Annotated in this window: 16 protein-coding genes and 1 tRNA gene; 9 read left to right on the top strand and 8 right to left on the bottom strand. The window is 66.8% G+C overall.

Features of this window, described 5'->3' with window-relative positions; all coding sequences use genetic code 11:
- Positions 1–68: 68 nt before the first annotated feature.
- Positions 69–959, bottom strand: coding sequence for a LysR substrate-binding domain-containing protein (locus tag Q352_RS0110065; protein ID WP_028499235.1), 891 nt, complete (start codon positions 957–959; stop codon positions 69–71).
- 97 nt (positions 960–1,056) lie between these two features.
- On the opposite strand from Q352_RS0110065, the gene Q352_RS0110070 reads away from it, so the two are divergent.
- Complete coding sequence (locus Q352_RS0110070) at positions 1,057–2,007, top strand: DMT family transporter (RefSeq protein ID WP_028499236.1); 951 nt, start codon at positions 1,057–1,059, stop codon at positions 2,005–2,007.
- Here Q352_RS0110070 and Q352_RS0110075 read toward each other — a convergent pair.
- From Q352_RS0110075 to rsmI, 3 genes are all read right to left on the bottom strand, one after another.
- On the bottom strand, positions 1,958–2,530 hold the full coding sequence (locus tag Q352_RS0110075) for a type 1 glutamine amidotransferase family protein (RefSeq protein WP_028499237.1): 573 nt from the start codon (positions 2,528–2,530) through the stop codon (positions 1,958–1,960). The two genes, Q352_RS0110070 and Q352_RS0110075, sit on opposite strands and share 50 nt — an antisense overlap.
- A 179-nt stretch (positions 2,531–2,709) precedes the next feature.
- Positions 2,710–2,794, bottom strand: a tRNA-Leu gene (locus tag Q352_RS0110080).
- 57 nt (positions 2,795–2,851) lie between these two features.
- Positions 2,852–3,736 (bottom strand): 16S rRNA (cytidine(1402)-2'-O)-methyltransferase, encoded by an 885-nt coding sequence (gene rsmI / locus Q352_RS24080; RefSeq protein WP_234413031.1) that lies wholly within the window; start codon positions 3,734–3,736, stop codon positions 2,852–2,854.
- Positions 3,737–3,751: 15 nt separating this feature from the next.
- On the opposite strand from rsmI, the gene Q352_RS24085 reads away from it, so the two are divergent.
- Genes Q352_RS24085 through Q352_RS20600 form a run of 4 tightly spaced genes read left to right on the top strand, consistent with a single transcriptional unit; the run spans position 3,752 to position 6,416 of the window.
- Positions 3,752–4,852, top strand: coding sequence for a penicillin-binding protein activator (locus Q352_RS24085; RefSeq protein ID WP_028499239.1), 1,101 nt, complete (start codon positions 3,752–3,754; stop codon positions 4,850–4,852).
- Positions 4,853–5,191 (top strand): YraN family protein, encoded by a 339-nt coding sequence (locus Q352_RS0110095; RefSeq protein WP_028499240.1) that lies wholly within the window; start codon positions 4,853–4,855, stop codon positions 5,189–5,191. It abuts the gene before it with no gap.
- 19 nt (positions 5,192–5,210) lie between these two features.
- A complete protein-coding gene (locus Q352_RS0110100) occupies positions 5,211–5,801 on the top strand; it encodes a phosphoheptose isomerase (RefSeq protein WP_028499241.1) in 591 nt (196 codons plus the stop codon).
- Entirely contained in the window at positions 5,802–6,416 is a 615-nt protein-coding gene (locus tag Q352_RS20600; RefSeq protein WP_036385957.1) for a BON domain-containing protein, read from the top strand. It begins immediately after the preceding gene.
- A 99-nt stretch (positions 6,417–6,515) separates the two neighbouring features.
- Here the strand turns inward: Q352_RS20600 and Q352_RS0110110 are convergent, their stop codons facing one another.
- The 3 genes from Q352_RS0110110 to Q352_RS0110120 form a co-directional block, all read right to left on the bottom strand.
- Complete coding sequence (locus tag Q352_RS0110110; RefSeq protein WP_028499242.1) at positions 6,516–7,451, bottom strand: Tim44 domain-containing protein; 936 nt, start codon at positions 7,449–7,451, stop codon at positions 6,516–6,518.
- 140 nt (positions 7,452–7,591) lie between these two features.
- Positions 7,592–8,293, bottom strand: a complete 702-nt coding sequence (gene tsaA, locus Q352_RS0110115) for a tRNA (N6-threonylcarbamoyladenosine(37)-N6)-methyltransferase TrmO (RefSeq protein ID WP_028499243.1) — start codon at positions 8,291–8,293, stop codon at positions 7,592–7,594.
- On the bottom strand, positions 8,290–8,565 hold the full coding sequence (locus tag Q352_RS0110120) for a metal/formaldehyde-sensitive transcriptional repressor (RefSeq protein WP_028499244.1): 276 nt from the start codon (positions 8,563–8,565) through the stop codon (positions 8,290–8,292). Before Q352_RS0110120 ends, tsaA begins: the two co-directional genes overlap by 4 nt.
- 144 nt (positions 8,566–8,709) lie before the next feature.
- Between Q352_RS0110120 and dmeF the strand changes: the two genes are divergently transcribed.
- Together dmeF and Q352_RS0110135 are read left to right on the top strand one after the other, a co-directional pair.
- Positions 8,710–9,639 (top strand): CDF family Co(II)/Ni(II) efflux transporter DmeF, encoded by a 930-nt coding sequence (gene dmeF / locus Q352_RS0110130; protein WP_028499245.1) that lies wholly within the window; start codon positions 8,710–8,712, stop codon positions 9,637–9,639.
- Positions 9,640–9,729: 90 nt separating this feature from the next.
- Positions 9,730–11,070, top strand: coding sequence for a DUF445 domain-containing protein (locus Q352_RS0110135; protein WP_028499246.1), 1,341 nt, complete (start codon positions 9,730–9,732; stop codon positions 11,068–11,070).
- 9 nt (positions 11,071–11,079) lie between these two features.
- Here Q352_RS0110135 and Q352_RS0110140 read toward each other — a convergent pair whose 3' ends face one another.
- The gene (locus Q352_RS0110140) at positions 11,080–11,832 is read right to left on the bottom strand and encodes a GNAT family N-acetyltransferase (protein ID WP_028499247.1); all 753 of its coding nucleotides are present in this window, start codon (positions 11,830–11,832) and stop codon (positions 11,080–11,082) included.
- Between the two features lie 233 nt (positions 11,833–12,065).
- On the opposite strand from Q352_RS0110140, the gene mnmG reads away from it, so the two are divergent.
- Complete coding sequence (mnmG, locus tag Q352_RS0110145) at positions 12,066–13,964, top strand: tRNA uridine-5-carboxymethylaminomethyl(34) synthesis enzyme MnmG (RefSeq protein WP_028499248.1); 1,899 nt, start codon at positions 12,066–12,068, stop codon at positions 13,962–13,964.
- Positions 13,955–14,578 carry a 16S rRNA (guanine(527)-N(7))-methyltransferase RsmG gene (gene rsmG, locus Q352_RS0110150; protein ID WP_028499249.1) on the top strand — a complete coding sequence of 208 codons (624 nt, stop codon included), beginning with the start codon at positions 13,955–13,957 and terminating at the stop codon, positions 14,576–14,578. The genes mnmG and rsmG overlap by 10 nt, the downstream gene beginning before the upstream one ends.
- The last annotated feature ends 1 nt before the right edge of the window (position 14,579 follow it).

The following is a 14,579-nucleotide window of genomic DNA, read 5'->3' on the forward strand; positions in this document are numbered from 1 at the left end:
AGTTGTTTTCCGGACCTATGTGCACAATGAATTCCCGCACCGGGCAAATGGAAAACTGAATGCCGGAATCATGGTTTCAGCAGCCTGCCGGCATCCCGCAGCATGAGGGCCTGCCGGACAAAAGCCAGCGTGGCCGGTGACGACTGGCGTTGATCGAGGACCGCCAGGCCGATCCGGCGGGCGACCTGCGGCGCCAGCGGACGGGACACATAAGCGGTCTGGTCGTGCGCCGGCAGCGCCAGCTCGGCCAGCAGGGTGACCCCGTCGCCGCGGGCCACGGTGTTCAGTGTGCTGAGCAACTGGGAACAGCGGTAACGGATCTGCGGCGTCAGCCCGGCGGCAGTGAACAGGCGCATGACCAGTTCGGCCGACCCGGCGCCGGTCAGGATGAACGGATCGTCGCACAGCTCGCGCAGGCTGAGGGCATCGCGCGCCGCCAGCGGGTGCCGGCGGGGCACGACCGCAACCATCCGGTCTTCCAGCAGCGGCCAGCTATCGAAGCTCTCGTCCGGCAGCACCACAAAGCCGATGTCGATGCGGCGCTCGCGCAGCCACTGGACGACCTGCTGGTCTGGCCCTTCCTCGACATGGATCTCGATGCCCGGATAGCGCTGGCGATAGTCGGCCAGCAGGGCCGGCAACAGCCGCATCGACGCGGTCGGGCCGAAGGAGCCGATGCGCAGCGTGCCCTGTTTCATCCCTTTTGCATCGGCGGCTTCCTGGCGCATGGTCTCGGCCAGTCCGAGCAGGCTGCGCGCGCGCAGCAACAGCCGCTGGCCGATATCAGTCAGCTCGACCCGCGCCTGATGGCGCTGTACCAGCTCGACCCCCAGTTCCTGTTCCAGCGATTTGATCGCATGCGATACCGCCGACTGGGAAATGCCGAGTCGGGCGGCTGCCAGGGTGAAGCCGCGCAAGGCCGCGACCTGCGAGAAAATTTCCAATTGGGTCAATGTCATCGCATCCGGCATCTGTCATGAGTTTTTGCTCATTTTACCATTAGCCATCATGAGCATAAGAATGGTGCCCCGCTCATGAGCCCCCTGCCGGAAAGCAATGAAACCTGCCGCCGATGCCATCACCTGCCTGAAGCTGTGCCTGGTCTCCATGATCTGGGGCGGTACCTTTGTCGCCGGGCGTTTTCTGTCCGATGAAATGCCGCCCCTGCTGTCGGCCAGCCTGCGCTTCGTCATGGCCAGCCTGGCCCTGCTCGGTTTCCTGCTGCTGAGCCGGATACCGCTGGTCCGGCTGAACACCCGGCAATTCCTGCAACTGCTGCTGCTCGGCTTCTTCGGGATCTTTCTGTACAACCTGTGCTTTTTTTACGGGCTGCGCGAGATCGGTGCGTCGCGTGCCGCGCTGATCGTTGCGCTGAACCCGGCTGTGATGGCGCTGGTGGCCCGGGTATTTCTCCGCGACACCCTGTCGATCGGGCAGCTGTCCGGCATCGCACTGTGCCTGGCGGGGGCCGGGATGGTGATACTGGGACATGCCGCACCGGCGCTGGCCGGCAATGCGGGCAGCGGGTGGGGGGATGCGCTGATCCTTGGCTGCGTGGCGAGCTGGGTCATCTACAGCGTGTGCGCCAGAGAGCTGTCGGCCACCATCGGCCCGCTGCAGACCGTGACCCTTTCCATCCTGCTGGGCACCGCGATGCTGTGCGCAGCCACACTTGCGCTGGGGCAGATGCAGCTGGCGTCGCTGGCCCGGGTTTCGGGGCCCGGGTGGCTGAGCCTGCTGTATCTGGGCGTGGTCGGTTCGGCGCTGGCCTATATCTGGTACTACGACGGCATTGCCCGGATCGGCGTGACCCGGGCCGGCAGCTTTATCGCGCTGAATCCGCTGACTGCCGTCCTGTCCGGCGCGCTGTTGCTGGGCGAGACGCTGACCTGGCGGAGCTGTACCGGCGGTGGGCTGATCATTGCCGGCATTCTGCTGTGCAATGCCGGCGCCCGGCTCAGACTGGCCTGGCGTGCTCGGCTGCAAGCATCGCCAGGTAGCCGTTGAGGTCTTCGCCGCCAAGGCCCAGGGTATGCAGGATTTCGGCCATGAAGCTGACCGGGGCGGTGCCGGGCGCAGTGACGACGCGCTGATCGGCAACTGCACAAGGCACGTCCTGATAGCTGGCGGCGCCGCCGTAATCCAGTTCCGACAGGTTCGCTGCCGAATTGGAGGTATGGCGGAGGTGATCGAGCACGCCCGCCTGTGCCAGCACCCGGGTGCCGTCGCAAATGCCGGCGACCACGAGATTTCTGTCATGTGCCGCAGCCAGCAGGGCCGAGAGGTCCGGGGCCTGGTCCGTTTTCCAAATGGTGCCGCCACAGACGATCAGCAGCTCCAGTTCATCGAGGTCAATGGCTTCAACGGCCAGTTGCGGGGTGACGAGCATGCCGCCGGACGAGGTGACCGGGGTGCCGCCCGGGGTCGCGAAGCGGGTGTCGAAGCCGTAACAGGCCCGACCCACCGCATTGATCAGCGCGGTTTCCCAATCGGAAAAATTCTCGGTGAGGATGGTGATGGCACGGATCACTGTCGTGTCCTTTCTCTCTGGAGGGTGAGCGATGCCCGAGGACGCGTTGGTCCTGCAGGAACCCCGAGCGTAATGGAGACGACTGCCAGTTTCTGTCAGCAGCGTTGGCCCGCGATGCGTTCGCGCACAGCAAAAAACCCGCCAGTCCATCATGGATGCGGGTTTTTGCCGTGCAGATCTGGTGCCCAGGGTCGGACTCGAACCGACACACCTTGCGGCGGGGGATTTTGAGTCCCCTGCGTCTACCGATTTCGCCACCTGGGCAGGTGCAACAGGTGGCGCATGTTACCTGCGGGGCCGGCGCTTGTAAATCGGGCGCGCTCAGTCCTGGTCGTCGTCCTGCGCCCGGATCGACAGGGCCAGTTCATACAGCGCCTTGCGGTTGGCGCCGGTCATGCGCGACACGATCTGGCTTGCCTGCTTCACCGGCAGTTTCTCGTCGAGCAGGATTTCGAGCAGTCGACGCGACTCGGTGTCGTCGTCCTCGTCTTCGCTGGCGGCGGCCGGCTCGATGATCAGCGCGATTTCGCCCCGGCACTGGTTCGGGTCGGCGGCGATAAAGGCCGCGAGTTCGGCGGCGGGCAGGCGCTGGATGGTCTCGAAGGTCTTGGTCAGTTCGCGCGCCAGCACGATGACCCGCCCGGCGCCAAGCACGTCGACCAGATCGGTCACGCACTCGATCAGCCGGTGCGGGGCCTCGTAGATGACCACGGCGTCGCGGCAGTCGGCGATGGCGGCGATGGCATCGCAGCGCGCCTTGCGCTTCGGCGACAGGAAACCGAGAAAGCGCCAGCGGTCGCACTGGGTGCCGGATGCCGACAGCGCGGCGACGACGGCCGACGGGCCGGGCAGCGGCGACACGGCATAGCCGGCATCGCGCACGGTGCGCGCCAGGCGGGCGCCGGGATCGGACACGGCCGGCGTGCCGGCGTCGGAGACCTGGACGATCAGCTTGCCCTCGGCAAGCCAGCCGACCACCTTGTCGGCCATGCCGCGCTCGTTGTGCTCGCGCACGCTGACCAGCTGGGTGCGGATTCCATAGCGTGTCAGCAGCTGGCCGGTGACGCGGGTATCCTCGGCCAGCACGATGTCGGCGGCATCAAATGCCGCCAGCGCACGCAAGGTAATGTCGGCGAGGTTTCCCAGCGGTGTGGCGGCCACATATAATGTGCCGCGTCGGAACGATGCTTTGGCATCGTCAAGCAATTGAAAGTACGGAGAATGCAACGACTGGCTCCACTTCTGGCCGTTCTGGCCGCCATCTGGCTTACGGGTGCGCAGGCGGCAACGCCCACCCAGGCCGCGGACTATATCATCCGGCAGAACGCTGCGCCGTTGAAGCCGCTGTTCTCGCCCCCTCCCGGACAGGCTGCCGTGCCGGTTCCGCCGGCCGCACCGGCTGCCGTCGCCGCACCGCAGCCGGCCGTGCCCGAGCGGGCGCCGATCGCGGTGCTGCTGCCGCTGAAAAGCGAGGCGCTCGGTGACGCCGCCGACGTGGTGCGCGCCGGCATTGTGGCGGCGCAGGGCGCCGATCAGGGCCCGGCGGTACGCATGTACGACACCACGGTCGACAATGTTGCCCAGCGTTATCGCGAGGCGGTGGCCAATGGCGCCCGGGTGGTGATCGGTCCGCTGACGCGTCCGGCCATTGCCCAGCTTGCGCCCCGGGTCACCGTGCCGACGCTGGCGCTGAACACGCTGGATGGCACCACCGCCAATCCGAAGCTGTTCGGTCTGTCGGTGTCGGCCGAACTCGAAGCGCGCCAGATCGCCCGGCTGATGCGCCAGGACGGCATGCAGCGTCCGGCGGTCATCACCGGGAGCGGCGTGCTGGACCGTCGTCTGGCGGCCGCGTTCGCTTCCGAGTGGACCAGCGCCGCCCAGACGCCGCCGCGCTCGCTGGCGGCGCACGACCCGGCCCTGGCCGGGCACCTGGCCGGCGCCGACAGCGTGTTCCTGGCGCTGATCGATCCGGCCGCCGTGCCGGCTGCCGTCTCGGCGCTGCCGCGCTATGCGGTGTCGCAACTGGCGGTGGCCCATGTGCCGGCGGCGCTGACCGGGGTCAAGGTGGTCGACATGCCGTGGCTGGTCATGGCCAGACACCCGGCCGTCCAGCGCTATCCGCGCCCGGCCGAGGCGCTGACCCGCGCCACCGAGCGGCTGTACGCGCTCGGCATCGATGCCTATCGCGTTGCCCGCGACATGACGGTGACGCCGCCGCCGCCCGGCTGGCGGCTCGATGGCGTGACCGGCGATCTGAAGCTCGGCCGTGACCGCCAGTTCGCCCGCACGCTGCCGGTCCAGGTGCTGGAAGGGCAATAAGTGAATGATGCCGGCCGGCTCGCCGAGGACCGTGCACTGGTCCTGCTGCGCGCCGCCGGCCTCAAGCCGGTCGCGCGCAACTGGCGTGGCGGCGGTGGCGAGCTCGATCTGGTCATGACCGAGGGCGACACCCTGGTGTTTGTGGAAGTGAGAGCACGGAAAAGCTTGAGTTTTGGCGGTGCAGCCGCCAGTCTTTCCCGATCCAAACGAGAACGACTCCGGCGGGCCGCCGAGGCGTTTCTGCTTACGTGGCCGGGCCCCGTCCCGGCTTGCCGATTTGATGCGGTCTGTTTCGACGGCGATGCCGATCCGGCATGGTTGAAACAGATCGATTTATGACTCCGCAGAGGAGCCCGCGATGGAACTGATAGAACGCATCAACGAGCATTTCATTGAAAGCATCGCCGCCAAGCAGGCTGCCATGGACGTCCTGCCGGGCGTGATGGCGCAGGCGGCCGAACGCATGGTTGGCTGTCTGATGAACGAGGGCAAGATTCTCGCCTGCGGCAATGGCGGCTCGGCAGCGGATGCCCAGCATTTCGCCGCCGAGATGGTCGGCCGCTTCGAGAAGGAGCGCCCGGGGCTGGCCGCGCTGTCGCTGGCGACCGACTCGTCGGCGCTGACCGCCATCGGCAACGACTACGACTTCGAGCGCGTCTTCTCCAAGCAGGTACGGGCGCTGGGTCACGACGGCGACCTGCTGCTGGCGATCTCGACCTCGGGCAACTCGCTGAACGTCATCGAAGCCATCCATGCTGCCCACGAGCGGCAGATGGACATCATCGCGCTGACCGGACGCGATGGCGGACAGATCGCCGATCTGATGACCGCCGACGACATCCTGATCAATGTGCCGGTCAACCGGACCGCGCGCATTCAGGAAGTCCATATCACCATCATCCATGCGCTGTGTGACGCCGTGGACTACATGCTGTTGGGAGGAGACTGAATGACCCGAAAGACGCTCGCCATCCTGTTGCTGGCCGCGACTGCCGCCACGACGCTGTCCGCCTGCATTCCGGTGGTGGCTGCCGGTGCCGGCGGTGCACTGCTGGTCGGCGCAGATCGCCGCACGACCGGGGTCTATGTGGATGACCAGAGCGCCGAGGTGAAGATCGGCAAGCAGGTGTCCGACAGCTACCCGGCTGCCCACGTCAACGTGACCAGCTACAACCGCGTGGTGCTGCTGACCGGCGAAGTGCCGGACGAGGCCGCCAAGCGCGGCATCGAACTGCTCGCCCGCGGTCAGCCGAACGTGCGCCGCGTGTATGACCAGACCGTGGTGTCGCCGGTGTCCAGCCTCGGCAACCGGCTGAACGACAGCTCGCTGACCTCGAAGATCAAGGCACGCATGGTCACCGCCAACCTGTTCTCGCCGAACCACGTCAAGGTGGTCAGCGAGCGCGGCGAAGCCTATCTGCTCGGGCTGGTGACGCCGGACGAAGCCTCGGCAGCGACCAAAATCGCCAGCGAGACCGCCGGCGTGCTGAAGGTTCACACCTTCTTCCAGCTGATCGACTCGCAGACCAACCAGATGCTGCCGGACGCGCAACAACCCGGCTGAATCTGAACCTTCCGTCCCCGTCCGCTCTTTGCGGTGAGAGGGATGACAAAAACGCCGCTTCCGGATGGAAGCGGCGTTTTTCATGGTGACCCGGCAGGATTACTGCTGGATGCCGGCGACGACCCACTTGTCGTTGGTGGCCGGCGACTTGATGTAGTGCCAGGTTTCGCTGAACGGCACGGCCGGGGCATTGACCGATTCGCTGACGGTGCCGCTGAAGCGCACGCTGGCGACCAGGCCGCTGCTGTTCGACTCGGCGTCGATCAGCTGGCAGTCGAGCTGCGGGAAGTCTGCGGTTTCGCCATTTTCGGTGATGTCGGCCTTCAGCTGCTCGAACAGTTCCGGCGTCATGTACTTGCGCACTTCCTCGACGTTGTCCGGGTTGTTCATGCTTTGCAGGTGCATGAAGGTCGCCTTGGCCTGGCGCAGGAAATGCGGCGTTTCAGTGCCGTCCGGCAGACGGGCCAGCGACGGCGCGGCCTGCGGTGCGTAACCGCCACCGATCGGCGGGACCGGCACGCTGCCGGTCGGGTTCACGCGGAAGGCGTTCGGGTCCATCGGACGCGCCTGCGGTGCCGTCTGCAGCGGCGCATTCATTGCGGCCTGTTCACGGCGGCGACGCAGCATGCGGAACAGGAAGAAGCCGCCAACGGCGAGCAGCAGGATGGTACCGATGCCCATGCCGCTGCTTTGTTGCGGGGCGGCCGGCTCGCCGGCAGCCTGCTTCTCGGCGGCGGTATTGGCCTGGGCGGTGCCCTTGTCGCTCATGGCATTGCCGAGCATGTAGCCGGCTGCCGCACCGGCGGCACCGGCGGCGATGGCGGTACCGACACCCGGGCCGCTGCGCGGCTGCGGGGCGGCCTGGGCCGGGTAGTTCGGCGTCGGGGCGGCCTGTTGATAGGTCGGTGCGGGCTTGGCGCTGCGCTGCATGCCCGACGACCGGCCCTTGCCGATACGGGCTGCCTCGGCGAATGGCGCGGCCAGCAATGCGGCGCAAGCGAGTGAAAGTACCAGCTGGCGGGATTTCGGGGACATGTGGGACTCCTCTGGTGGCAGGTCCGACGCTGCCGGTTTCCGGTTGTCCGGGCGGGGGCGGAAAATCGCCCACGACCGTATTGATGTGGGCAGATGTTGCAGCGTGGTGCTTAGTCAGTGCTTAAAAAAATTGACGAATATCAGTATGGGGCGACGTCGCGTATTTCAATGACCTCGACGCCGCCATCGTCGGCATCGACGCGGAAGCGGACATCCAGCGCGTACAGCCGCACGCCGTAGAGCCGCTGCGGGTCGTCATGGAAGGCCGGCCGCGGGTCCTGCGCCAGCACTTCGTCAATCAGGGCCGCCAGGTCGGGGCAGCTCGCCGCATGGCGGGCACACTGTTCGCGGGCTTCGGCGCGCCAGCGAACCGGCAGCGGTACCGGCGGCGCCCCCGCCAGGCCGCCGCGGGCATCGGCCGCGCTGTCGGAAAACGGGATGTACGGCTTCACGTCCAGTATCGGCGTGCCGTCGACCAGATCGGCGCCGGCCAGCAACAGCCGGCCGGGCTCGACCGCCAGCAGTTCGACCAGCGACAGGCCGAGCGGGTTCGGCCGGAAGGTCGAGCGGCTGGCAAACACGCCGAGCTTGTCATTGCCGCCCAGCCGCGGCGGCCGGATCAGCGGCCGCCAGCCGCGATCGACATGGGCGTGAAAGACGAAACTCAGCCAGACATGGGAAAACTGTGCCAGCCCGCGCACGCAGTCCGGATGGTCGTACGGCGGCACGAACACCAGCTCGGCGCGGGCATGCGGCGCCAGCCGGGGCTGGCGCGGCACGCCGAACTTGTCGACGAACGGCGAATGCAGGATGCCGACCGGGGTGAAGGTATACGCGCTCATTTCAGATAGGAACGCAGCACGGCGACCAGCTGGTCGATGTCGGCGGCCTGTTCGTCATCCGGCTCCGGGACGGCGACATGGCTGCGGACATGGCCTTCGAGCACCTCGAACATCAGGCCATTGACCGCGCCGCGGATGGCGGCGATCTGCTGCAGGATCTCGGTGCACGAGTGCTCCTCGTTTTCGAGCACGCGCTCGACGGCGTCGAGCTGGCCGCGCAGGCGACGCACGCGATTGATCAGCTTGTTCTTGTCACGATGGGTATGGGGCATGCCGGAATTGTCGATGCGCTCGCCGCCAGCGGCAAGTCCGTCGGGAATTTCTGCCGGGAACTGGTGTTTCAGGATACTGGGGAGTAGTATTTTATCCGTGCCCGGCCAGCCGGCCGGCGCCTGTCCCGCATCGAGTCCGCCATCATGAGTTACCTTGCCCCGTGCCTGTGCCAGCGCCGCTTCGACAGTGGCAATCCGGCCGGTGAAGTCGGTACGCGTCGCGTGCTGGTGCTGACCCTGATCACCATGGTGGTCGAAATCATTGCCGGGCAGCTGTTCAACTCGATGTCGCTGCTGGCTGATGGCTGGCACATGAGCTCGCATGCGGTGGCCATGGGCATGGCCCTGCTGGCGTACTGGGCGGCGCGGCGCTATGCCGGCGACCTGCGCTTTGCCTACGGGACCTGGAAAATCGAAATTCTCGGCAGCTTTGCCAGTGCGCTGCTGCTGCTGATGGTGGCGCTGGGCATGGTGATCGAGTCGGTCGGTCGGATGTTCAATCCGCTGCCGATCGCTTTCGACCAGGCGGCCGAAGTCGCCGTGCTCGGCCTGGCCGTCAACCTGTTCAGTGCCTGGCTGCTGATGCGCGGCGACGGACACGGTCACCACGGCCATGATCATGACCATCCGCATGGCCATGAACACCTGCATCAGGACCTGAACCTGCGCTCGGCCTATCTGCATGTGCTGGCCGATGCGGCGACCTCGGTCGCCGCCATCGTCGCGCTGCTGGCCGGCAAGTACGCCGGTGCAGTGTGGCTGGACCCGGTCATCGGCATTGCCGGCAGCGTGCTGGTGGCGCGCTGGGCCATCAGCCTGCTGTCGGTATCCGGACGGGTACTGCTCGATGCGGAGATGGACGCCGGCGTGGTGGCCGAAGTCCGCGATGCCGTCGCCGCGGCGACGGATGGCGCCGGCTGGTTGCTCGATCTGCATGTCTGGCGGGTCGGTCGGGCCCAGTATGCGTGTGTGCTGACCGTGGCGGGGGCGGTCGACGCCGGGCTGATCCACACCCATCTCGCCGAACATGCCGAGCTGGTGCACGTGACGGTCGAAGTGCGCGCCGCCGCCTGAGAACGCGAAACCGGATGGGTTATCTCCCGCCAGGGATATATCCAATACTGTTTTGCCGGTGCAGCGACGCGTTACACTTCAGCCATGCCGATGACGACCGACACCCCCCCGCGCCGCGCCAGCTGGCTTGGACACCACCGTGGCACCGTTTCCCTGGCCGTGGCCGTGGCCGGGCTGGTGGCCGGCGAGGCCGCAACCCGTGCCGGCCTGCTGCCCCCGCATGTCGGCCGGGTGCTGGTTACCGCTTTTGAAGGGGCGACGGTCGGCGGCCTGGCTGACTGGTTCGCCGTGTCCGCCCTGTTCCGCCGCATTCCGATCCCGCTGGTGGCCCGTCATACCGACCTGCTGGCGCGCAAGCGCGAGCGGCTGGCCGACGGCATCGTCGAGATGGTGGAGACGCACTGGCTGTCGCCGGCCGTGGTGCGCGAGCGGCTGGCCGGGGTGTCGTTTTCCGGGCTGATTGCCTCTTACCTGCGCGATCCGCGCAACCGCGACAGCGTGCGCCGCGCGCTGCGCGGCTTTATCGTGCCGCTGACGGCGGCACTGGAACACCCGACCTTCGTCGAGGCCATCGCTGCCGGCGCACGGTCCCGGCTGGCGACGGCCGATCTGGGCCGGCCGCTGGGGCAGGGGCTGGCGCAGGTACTGGCCGATCCGGCCATCCAGCATCGGCTGGGCGACGGGCTGGCTGACGTGCTCGGCGCGGCGCTGGGCAAGGCCGAACTGCAGGCCTGGCTCCGCGATGCGCTGCTGTCGGCACTGTCCGAGTATGCGCACGAGGGCTGGTGGGAATCGACCAAGATCCGGCTGGCCAGGCTGTTCCTCGATGGCGATGATGATGCCGGCAAGGTCGAACACCTGGTCGGCGAGATGGCGGAACGGCTGCAACTGGTGCTGGCCGAGGTGCGCGCCGATCCGGCCCACCCGCTGCGGCTCGGCCTGTATGCGGCGCTGCATCGCTGGGCGACGCGGATGGCGGACGGCGAAGCGCCTTCGGCCGCCATGCTGACCGCCGGTCTGCGCGAGTTGCTGGACAAGGCGCTGCAGCCCGGTGGCGCGCTGACCGGCTGGCTCGCCATGCTGCGGCACGAGCTGGATGCCGCGCTGGACGATCCGGCCTCGGCCGCCAGCTTGCGACTGGATGCGATGATCGGCGGCGCGATTGCCCATTTCCTGACCCACGACGACACCCGGAACGGCTTCGACGATATCGTGCGGCGGCTGATTGTCGAAGTGATCGAATCGCGTCCGCAACTGATCGGCGATACCGTCCGTCTGTCGCTGTCCGAATCCAGGCTGCCGACCCGGGCGCTGGTGCGGCAGATCGAGGACAAGGTCGGCGAGGAGCTGCAGTGGATTCGCGTCAACGGCGCCGTAGTCGGCGGACTGGCCGCTGCCGTGATCGCCCTGACCCGGCTGTGGCTCGGCTGAACGGGCGACTCATTCGCCCATGAAGCGTCGCGCGTAGCGGGCGTCGACCCGGTCCATCGGCATCAGCATGAAAAAATCGGCGCAATTGAAGTCCGGGTCCCAGGCCGGCTCGCCGCACACCAGGCTGCCGGCGCGCAGGTAGCCCTTGATCAGCGGTGGCATGGCGACGTCGAGGGCATCATCGACATGGCCGAGCGGCAGCGGCAGATGCGGAAACACGCGCCAGTCCGCCGGTGCCAGATGGCGCTGCTCCAGATAGCGGTACAGGCTGACGGCCTGGTGGCCGCCATCGGCCAGACTGACACTGGCACAGCCGGCCAGGTAGTCGCCGCCGACCCGGCGGACGTAATCGGCCAGCCCGGCCCACAGCAGCGCAATCACGGCACCGGAGCGGAAATCGGGATGGACGCACGAGCGGCCGACCTCGACCAGCCGCGGCCGGATGTGCGCCAGCCGGCTCAGGTCGAACTCATGCTCGGAATACAGCATCGGCGCCTGATGGGCGCGGCCGGGCGGCAGCATGCGGTAGGTGCCGACCACGCGGCCGGTTGCGGTTTCGGTCACGATCAGGTGATCGCAGATGGCGTCATAGTCGTCGCGGTCGGTCTGTTCCGCTGCCGACGCCAGTGTGGCGCCCATTTCGGTGGCAAAGACGTCGTAGCGCAGTTTCTGTGCGGCACGGATGGCCGAGGCGGTGTCGGCAACGCCGACAACAAGGCGCGGCGTGCGCCGGGGCGACGGGGCGGTATTCAGGTCGAGCATGGCGTGTTTCTCCGGTCACGAGAGGACGGAGTGCATGCTAGGCAGCGCAAATGACGCGACGTTGACGCCGGCATTGCAGCCTGAAGACAGGCATGGGCGTGCGGCATGCCGCCGGGACGCGTTTTTGCCGCTTTTGCGGGAATGGCCGGTAAATCAGTGTGTTACGCGAAGCGGCGAATTGGCGTAAAATCACGCGTTTTTCTGCGGAAGCGGCGTCAGCCGACCTGCCAGTCATGATTTACCCGACCGAATTCGACGTCATCGTCGTCGGTGGCGGCCACGCCGGCACCGAAGCGGCACTTGCCAGCGCCCGCATGGGGCGCGCCACACTGCTGCTGACCCACAATATTGAAACGCTCGGCCAGATGTCGTGCAACCCGTCCATCGGCGGCATCGGCAAAGGCCATCTGGTCAAGGAAGTCGATGCGCTCGGCGGCGCGATGGCGCTCGCCACCGATATCGGCGGCATCCAGTTCCGTACGCTGAACGGCTCGAAAGGGCCGGCAGTGCGGGCGACCCGCGCCCAGGCCGACCGGGTGCGCTACAAGGCTGCCATCCGCCACATGCTGGAAAACCAGCCGAATCTGTGGCTGTTCCAGCAGGCGGTCGACGACCTGCTGCTCGAGGGCGACCGCGTGGCCGGCGCCATTACCCAGGCCGGCATCACCTTCCGGGGACGGTCGCTGGTGCTGACCGCCGGCACCTTCCTGTCCGGCAAGATCCATATCGGGCTGGAAAACTACACCGGTGGCCGTGCCGGTGATCCGGCATCCAGCACGCTGGGTGCGCGGCTGCGCGACTATGCGCTGCCGGTCGGCCGGCTGAAAACCGGCACGCCGCCGCGTCTCGACGGCCGCTCGATCGACTTCAGCGTGCTCGAAGTCCAGCCCGGCGACGACCCGGCACCGGTGTTCAGCTTCCGCGGTTCGCGCGACATGCATCCGCGCCAGCTGCCGTGCTGGATCACCCACACCAATACCCGGACCCACGACATCATCCGCGCCGGTTTCGACCGTTCGCCGATGTTCACCGGCAAGATCGAGGGCGTCGGACCGCGCTACTGTCCGTCGATCGAGGACAAGATCAATCGTTTTGCCGACCGCGACAGCCATCAGGTGTTCCTCGAACCGGAAGGGCTCGACACCCACGAGATCTACCCGAACGGCGTGTCGACCTCGCTGCCGTTCGATATCCAGCTGGCGGCGATCCGCAGCATGCGCGGGCTGGAGAATGCCCATATCCTGCGTCCCGGCTATGCGATCGAGTACGACTACTTCGATCCGCGCGCACTGAAGCTGACGCTGGAATCCAAGAATATCGCCGGACTGTTCTTCGCCGGGCAGGTGAACGGCACCACCGGCTACGAGGAAGCGGCGGCGCAGGGGCTGCTGGCCGGGCTGAACGCCGCCCGCCATGCAACCGGCGACGACGGCTGGTCGCCGCGGCGCGACCAGGCCTACCTTGGCGTGCTGGCTGACGACCTGACCACGCTCGGCGTGACCGAGCCGTACCGGATGTTCACCAGCCGTGCCGAATACCGGCTGCAGTTGCGCGAGGACAATGCCGACCTGCGTCTGACCGAGCAGGGGCGCCGCCTGGGGCTGGTCGGCGACGCGCAATGGGCGCTGTTCGAAACCAAGCGCGAAGCGATCGAGCGCGAACTGGGCCGGCTGCGCTCGACCTGGATCAACTCGAAACTGGTGGCCGTGCATGAGGCGGAGCGCGTGCTGGGACAGCCGGTCGAGCGCGAGTATTCGCTGGCCGACCTGCTGAAGCGGCCCGACGTCGACTATGCCGGCCTGTCGACGCTGAGCGCGTTCGGCACCCCGGTCGACGATCCCGTGGTTGCCGAGCAGGTGGAAATTCAGGTGAAATACCAGGGTTATATTGATCGGCAGCAGGATGAAGTCGCCCGGCGCGATACCATGGAGCACATCCGCCTGCCTGCCGACCTCGATTTTGCCGCCGTGTCCGGTCTGTCGAAGGAGGTCCAGCAGAAGCTGGCGACGCACCGTCCGGAAACCCTGGGCCAGGCGTCGAGAATCTCCGGCATCACCCCGGCGGCGATATCCCTGCTGCTCGTTCATTTGAAACGGGCCGGCCTAGTCACGAAAGCCAAAGAATGTCCCTGAAAGACGAACTGCACCTCGGCGCCGACACGCTGGGACTCACGCTTACCGCCGCGCAGGAGCTCCTGCTGGTCCACTATGTCGAGCTGCTCGACAAGTGGAACAAGGTCTACAACCTGACCGCCGTGCGCGAAACCGAACGCATGGTCGCGTATCACGTCCTCGACAGCCTGGCCGCGCTGGGCAGCATTCGCGGCAGCCACATCCTCGACGTGGGCTCGGGCGGCGGCATGCCCGGCATCCCGTTCGCCGTGTGCCGGCCGGACTGGCAACTGACGCTGCTGGATGCGAACCACAAGAAAACCACCTTCCTCAAGCAGGCCGTGATCGAACTCGGACTTGCAAATGCCGACGTGGTCTGCGAGCGTGTCGAAGCTTTTGCGCCGGAGCGCCGCTTCGACGTCATCACCTCTCGCGCCTTTTCCGAACTGGCCGAGTTCGTGCGCCTCACGCGTCACCTGCTCGCCGATGGCGGCGAATGGGCCGCGCTGAAGGGCGTGTACCCGGACGAGGAAATCGCGCATTTGCCGGAGGATGTGAAAGTGCTCGACGTGATCGAACTCAAAGTGCCCGGTCTGGATGCCGACCGGCATCTGGTGCGCCTGGGACTGGCCTGAC

It is taken from the genome of Microvirgula aerodenitrificans DSM 15089, from assembly GCF_000620105.1.
Classification (GTDB): domain Bacteria; phylum Pseudomonadota; class Gammaproteobacteria; order Burkholderiales; family Aquaspirillaceae; genus Microvirgula; species Microvirgula aerodenitrificans.

Excerpts from the sequence above, each read along its gene's own strand:
- Q352_RS0110065 (WP_028499235.1), bottom strand. The coding sequence starts at position 959 with ATGACATTGACCCAATTGGAAATTTTCTCGCAGGTCGCGGCCTTGCGC.
- Q352_RS0110070 (WP_028499236.1), top strand. The coding sequence starts at position 1,057 with ATGAAACCTGCCGCCGATGCCATCACCTGCCTGAAGCTGTGCCTGGTC.
- Q352_RS24085 (WP_028499239.1), top strand. The coding sequence starts at position 3,752 with ATGCAACGACTGGCTCCACTTCTGGCCGTTCTGGCCGCCATCTGGCTT.
- Q352_RS0110100 (WP_028499241.1), top strand. The coding sequence starts at position 5,211 with ATGGAACTGATAGAACGCATCAACGAGCATTTCATTGAAAGCATCGCC.
- Q352_RS20600 (WP_036385957.1), top strand. The coding sequence starts at position 5,802 with ATGACCCGAAAGACGCTCGCCATCCTGTTGCTGGCCGCGACTGCCGCC.
- Q352_RS0110110 (WP_028499242.1), bottom strand. The coding sequence starts at position 7,451 with ATGTCCCCGAAATCCCGCCAGCTGGTACTTTCACTCGCTTGCGCCGCA.
- tsaA (WP_028499243.1), bottom strand. The coding sequence starts at position 8,293 with ATGAGCGCGTATACCTTCACCCCGGTCGGCATCCTGCATTCGCCGTTC.
- Q352_RS0110120 (WP_028499244.1), bottom strand. The coding sequence starts at position 8,565 with ATGCCCCATACCCATCGTGACAAGAACAAGCTGATCAATCGCGTGCGT.
- dmeF (WP_028499245.1), top strand. The coding sequence starts at position 8,710 with ATGAGTTACCTTGCCCCGTGCCTGTGCCAGCGCCGCTTCGACAGTGGC.
- Q352_RS0110135 (WP_028499246.1), top strand. The coding sequence starts at position 9,730 with ATGACGACCGACACCCCCCCGCGCCGCGCCAGCTGGCTTGGACACCAC.
- Q352_RS0110140 (WP_028499247.1), bottom strand. The coding sequence starts at position 11,832 with ATGCTCGACCTGAATACCGCCCCGTCGCCCCGGCGCACGCCGCGCCTT.
- mnmG (WP_028499248.1), top strand. The coding sequence starts at position 12,066 with ATGATTTACCCGACCGAATTCGACGTCATCGTCGTCGGTGGCGGCCAC.
- rsmG (WP_028499249.1), top strand. The coding sequence starts at position 13,955 with ATGTCCCTGAAAGACGAACTGCACCTCGGCGCCGACACGCTGGGACTC.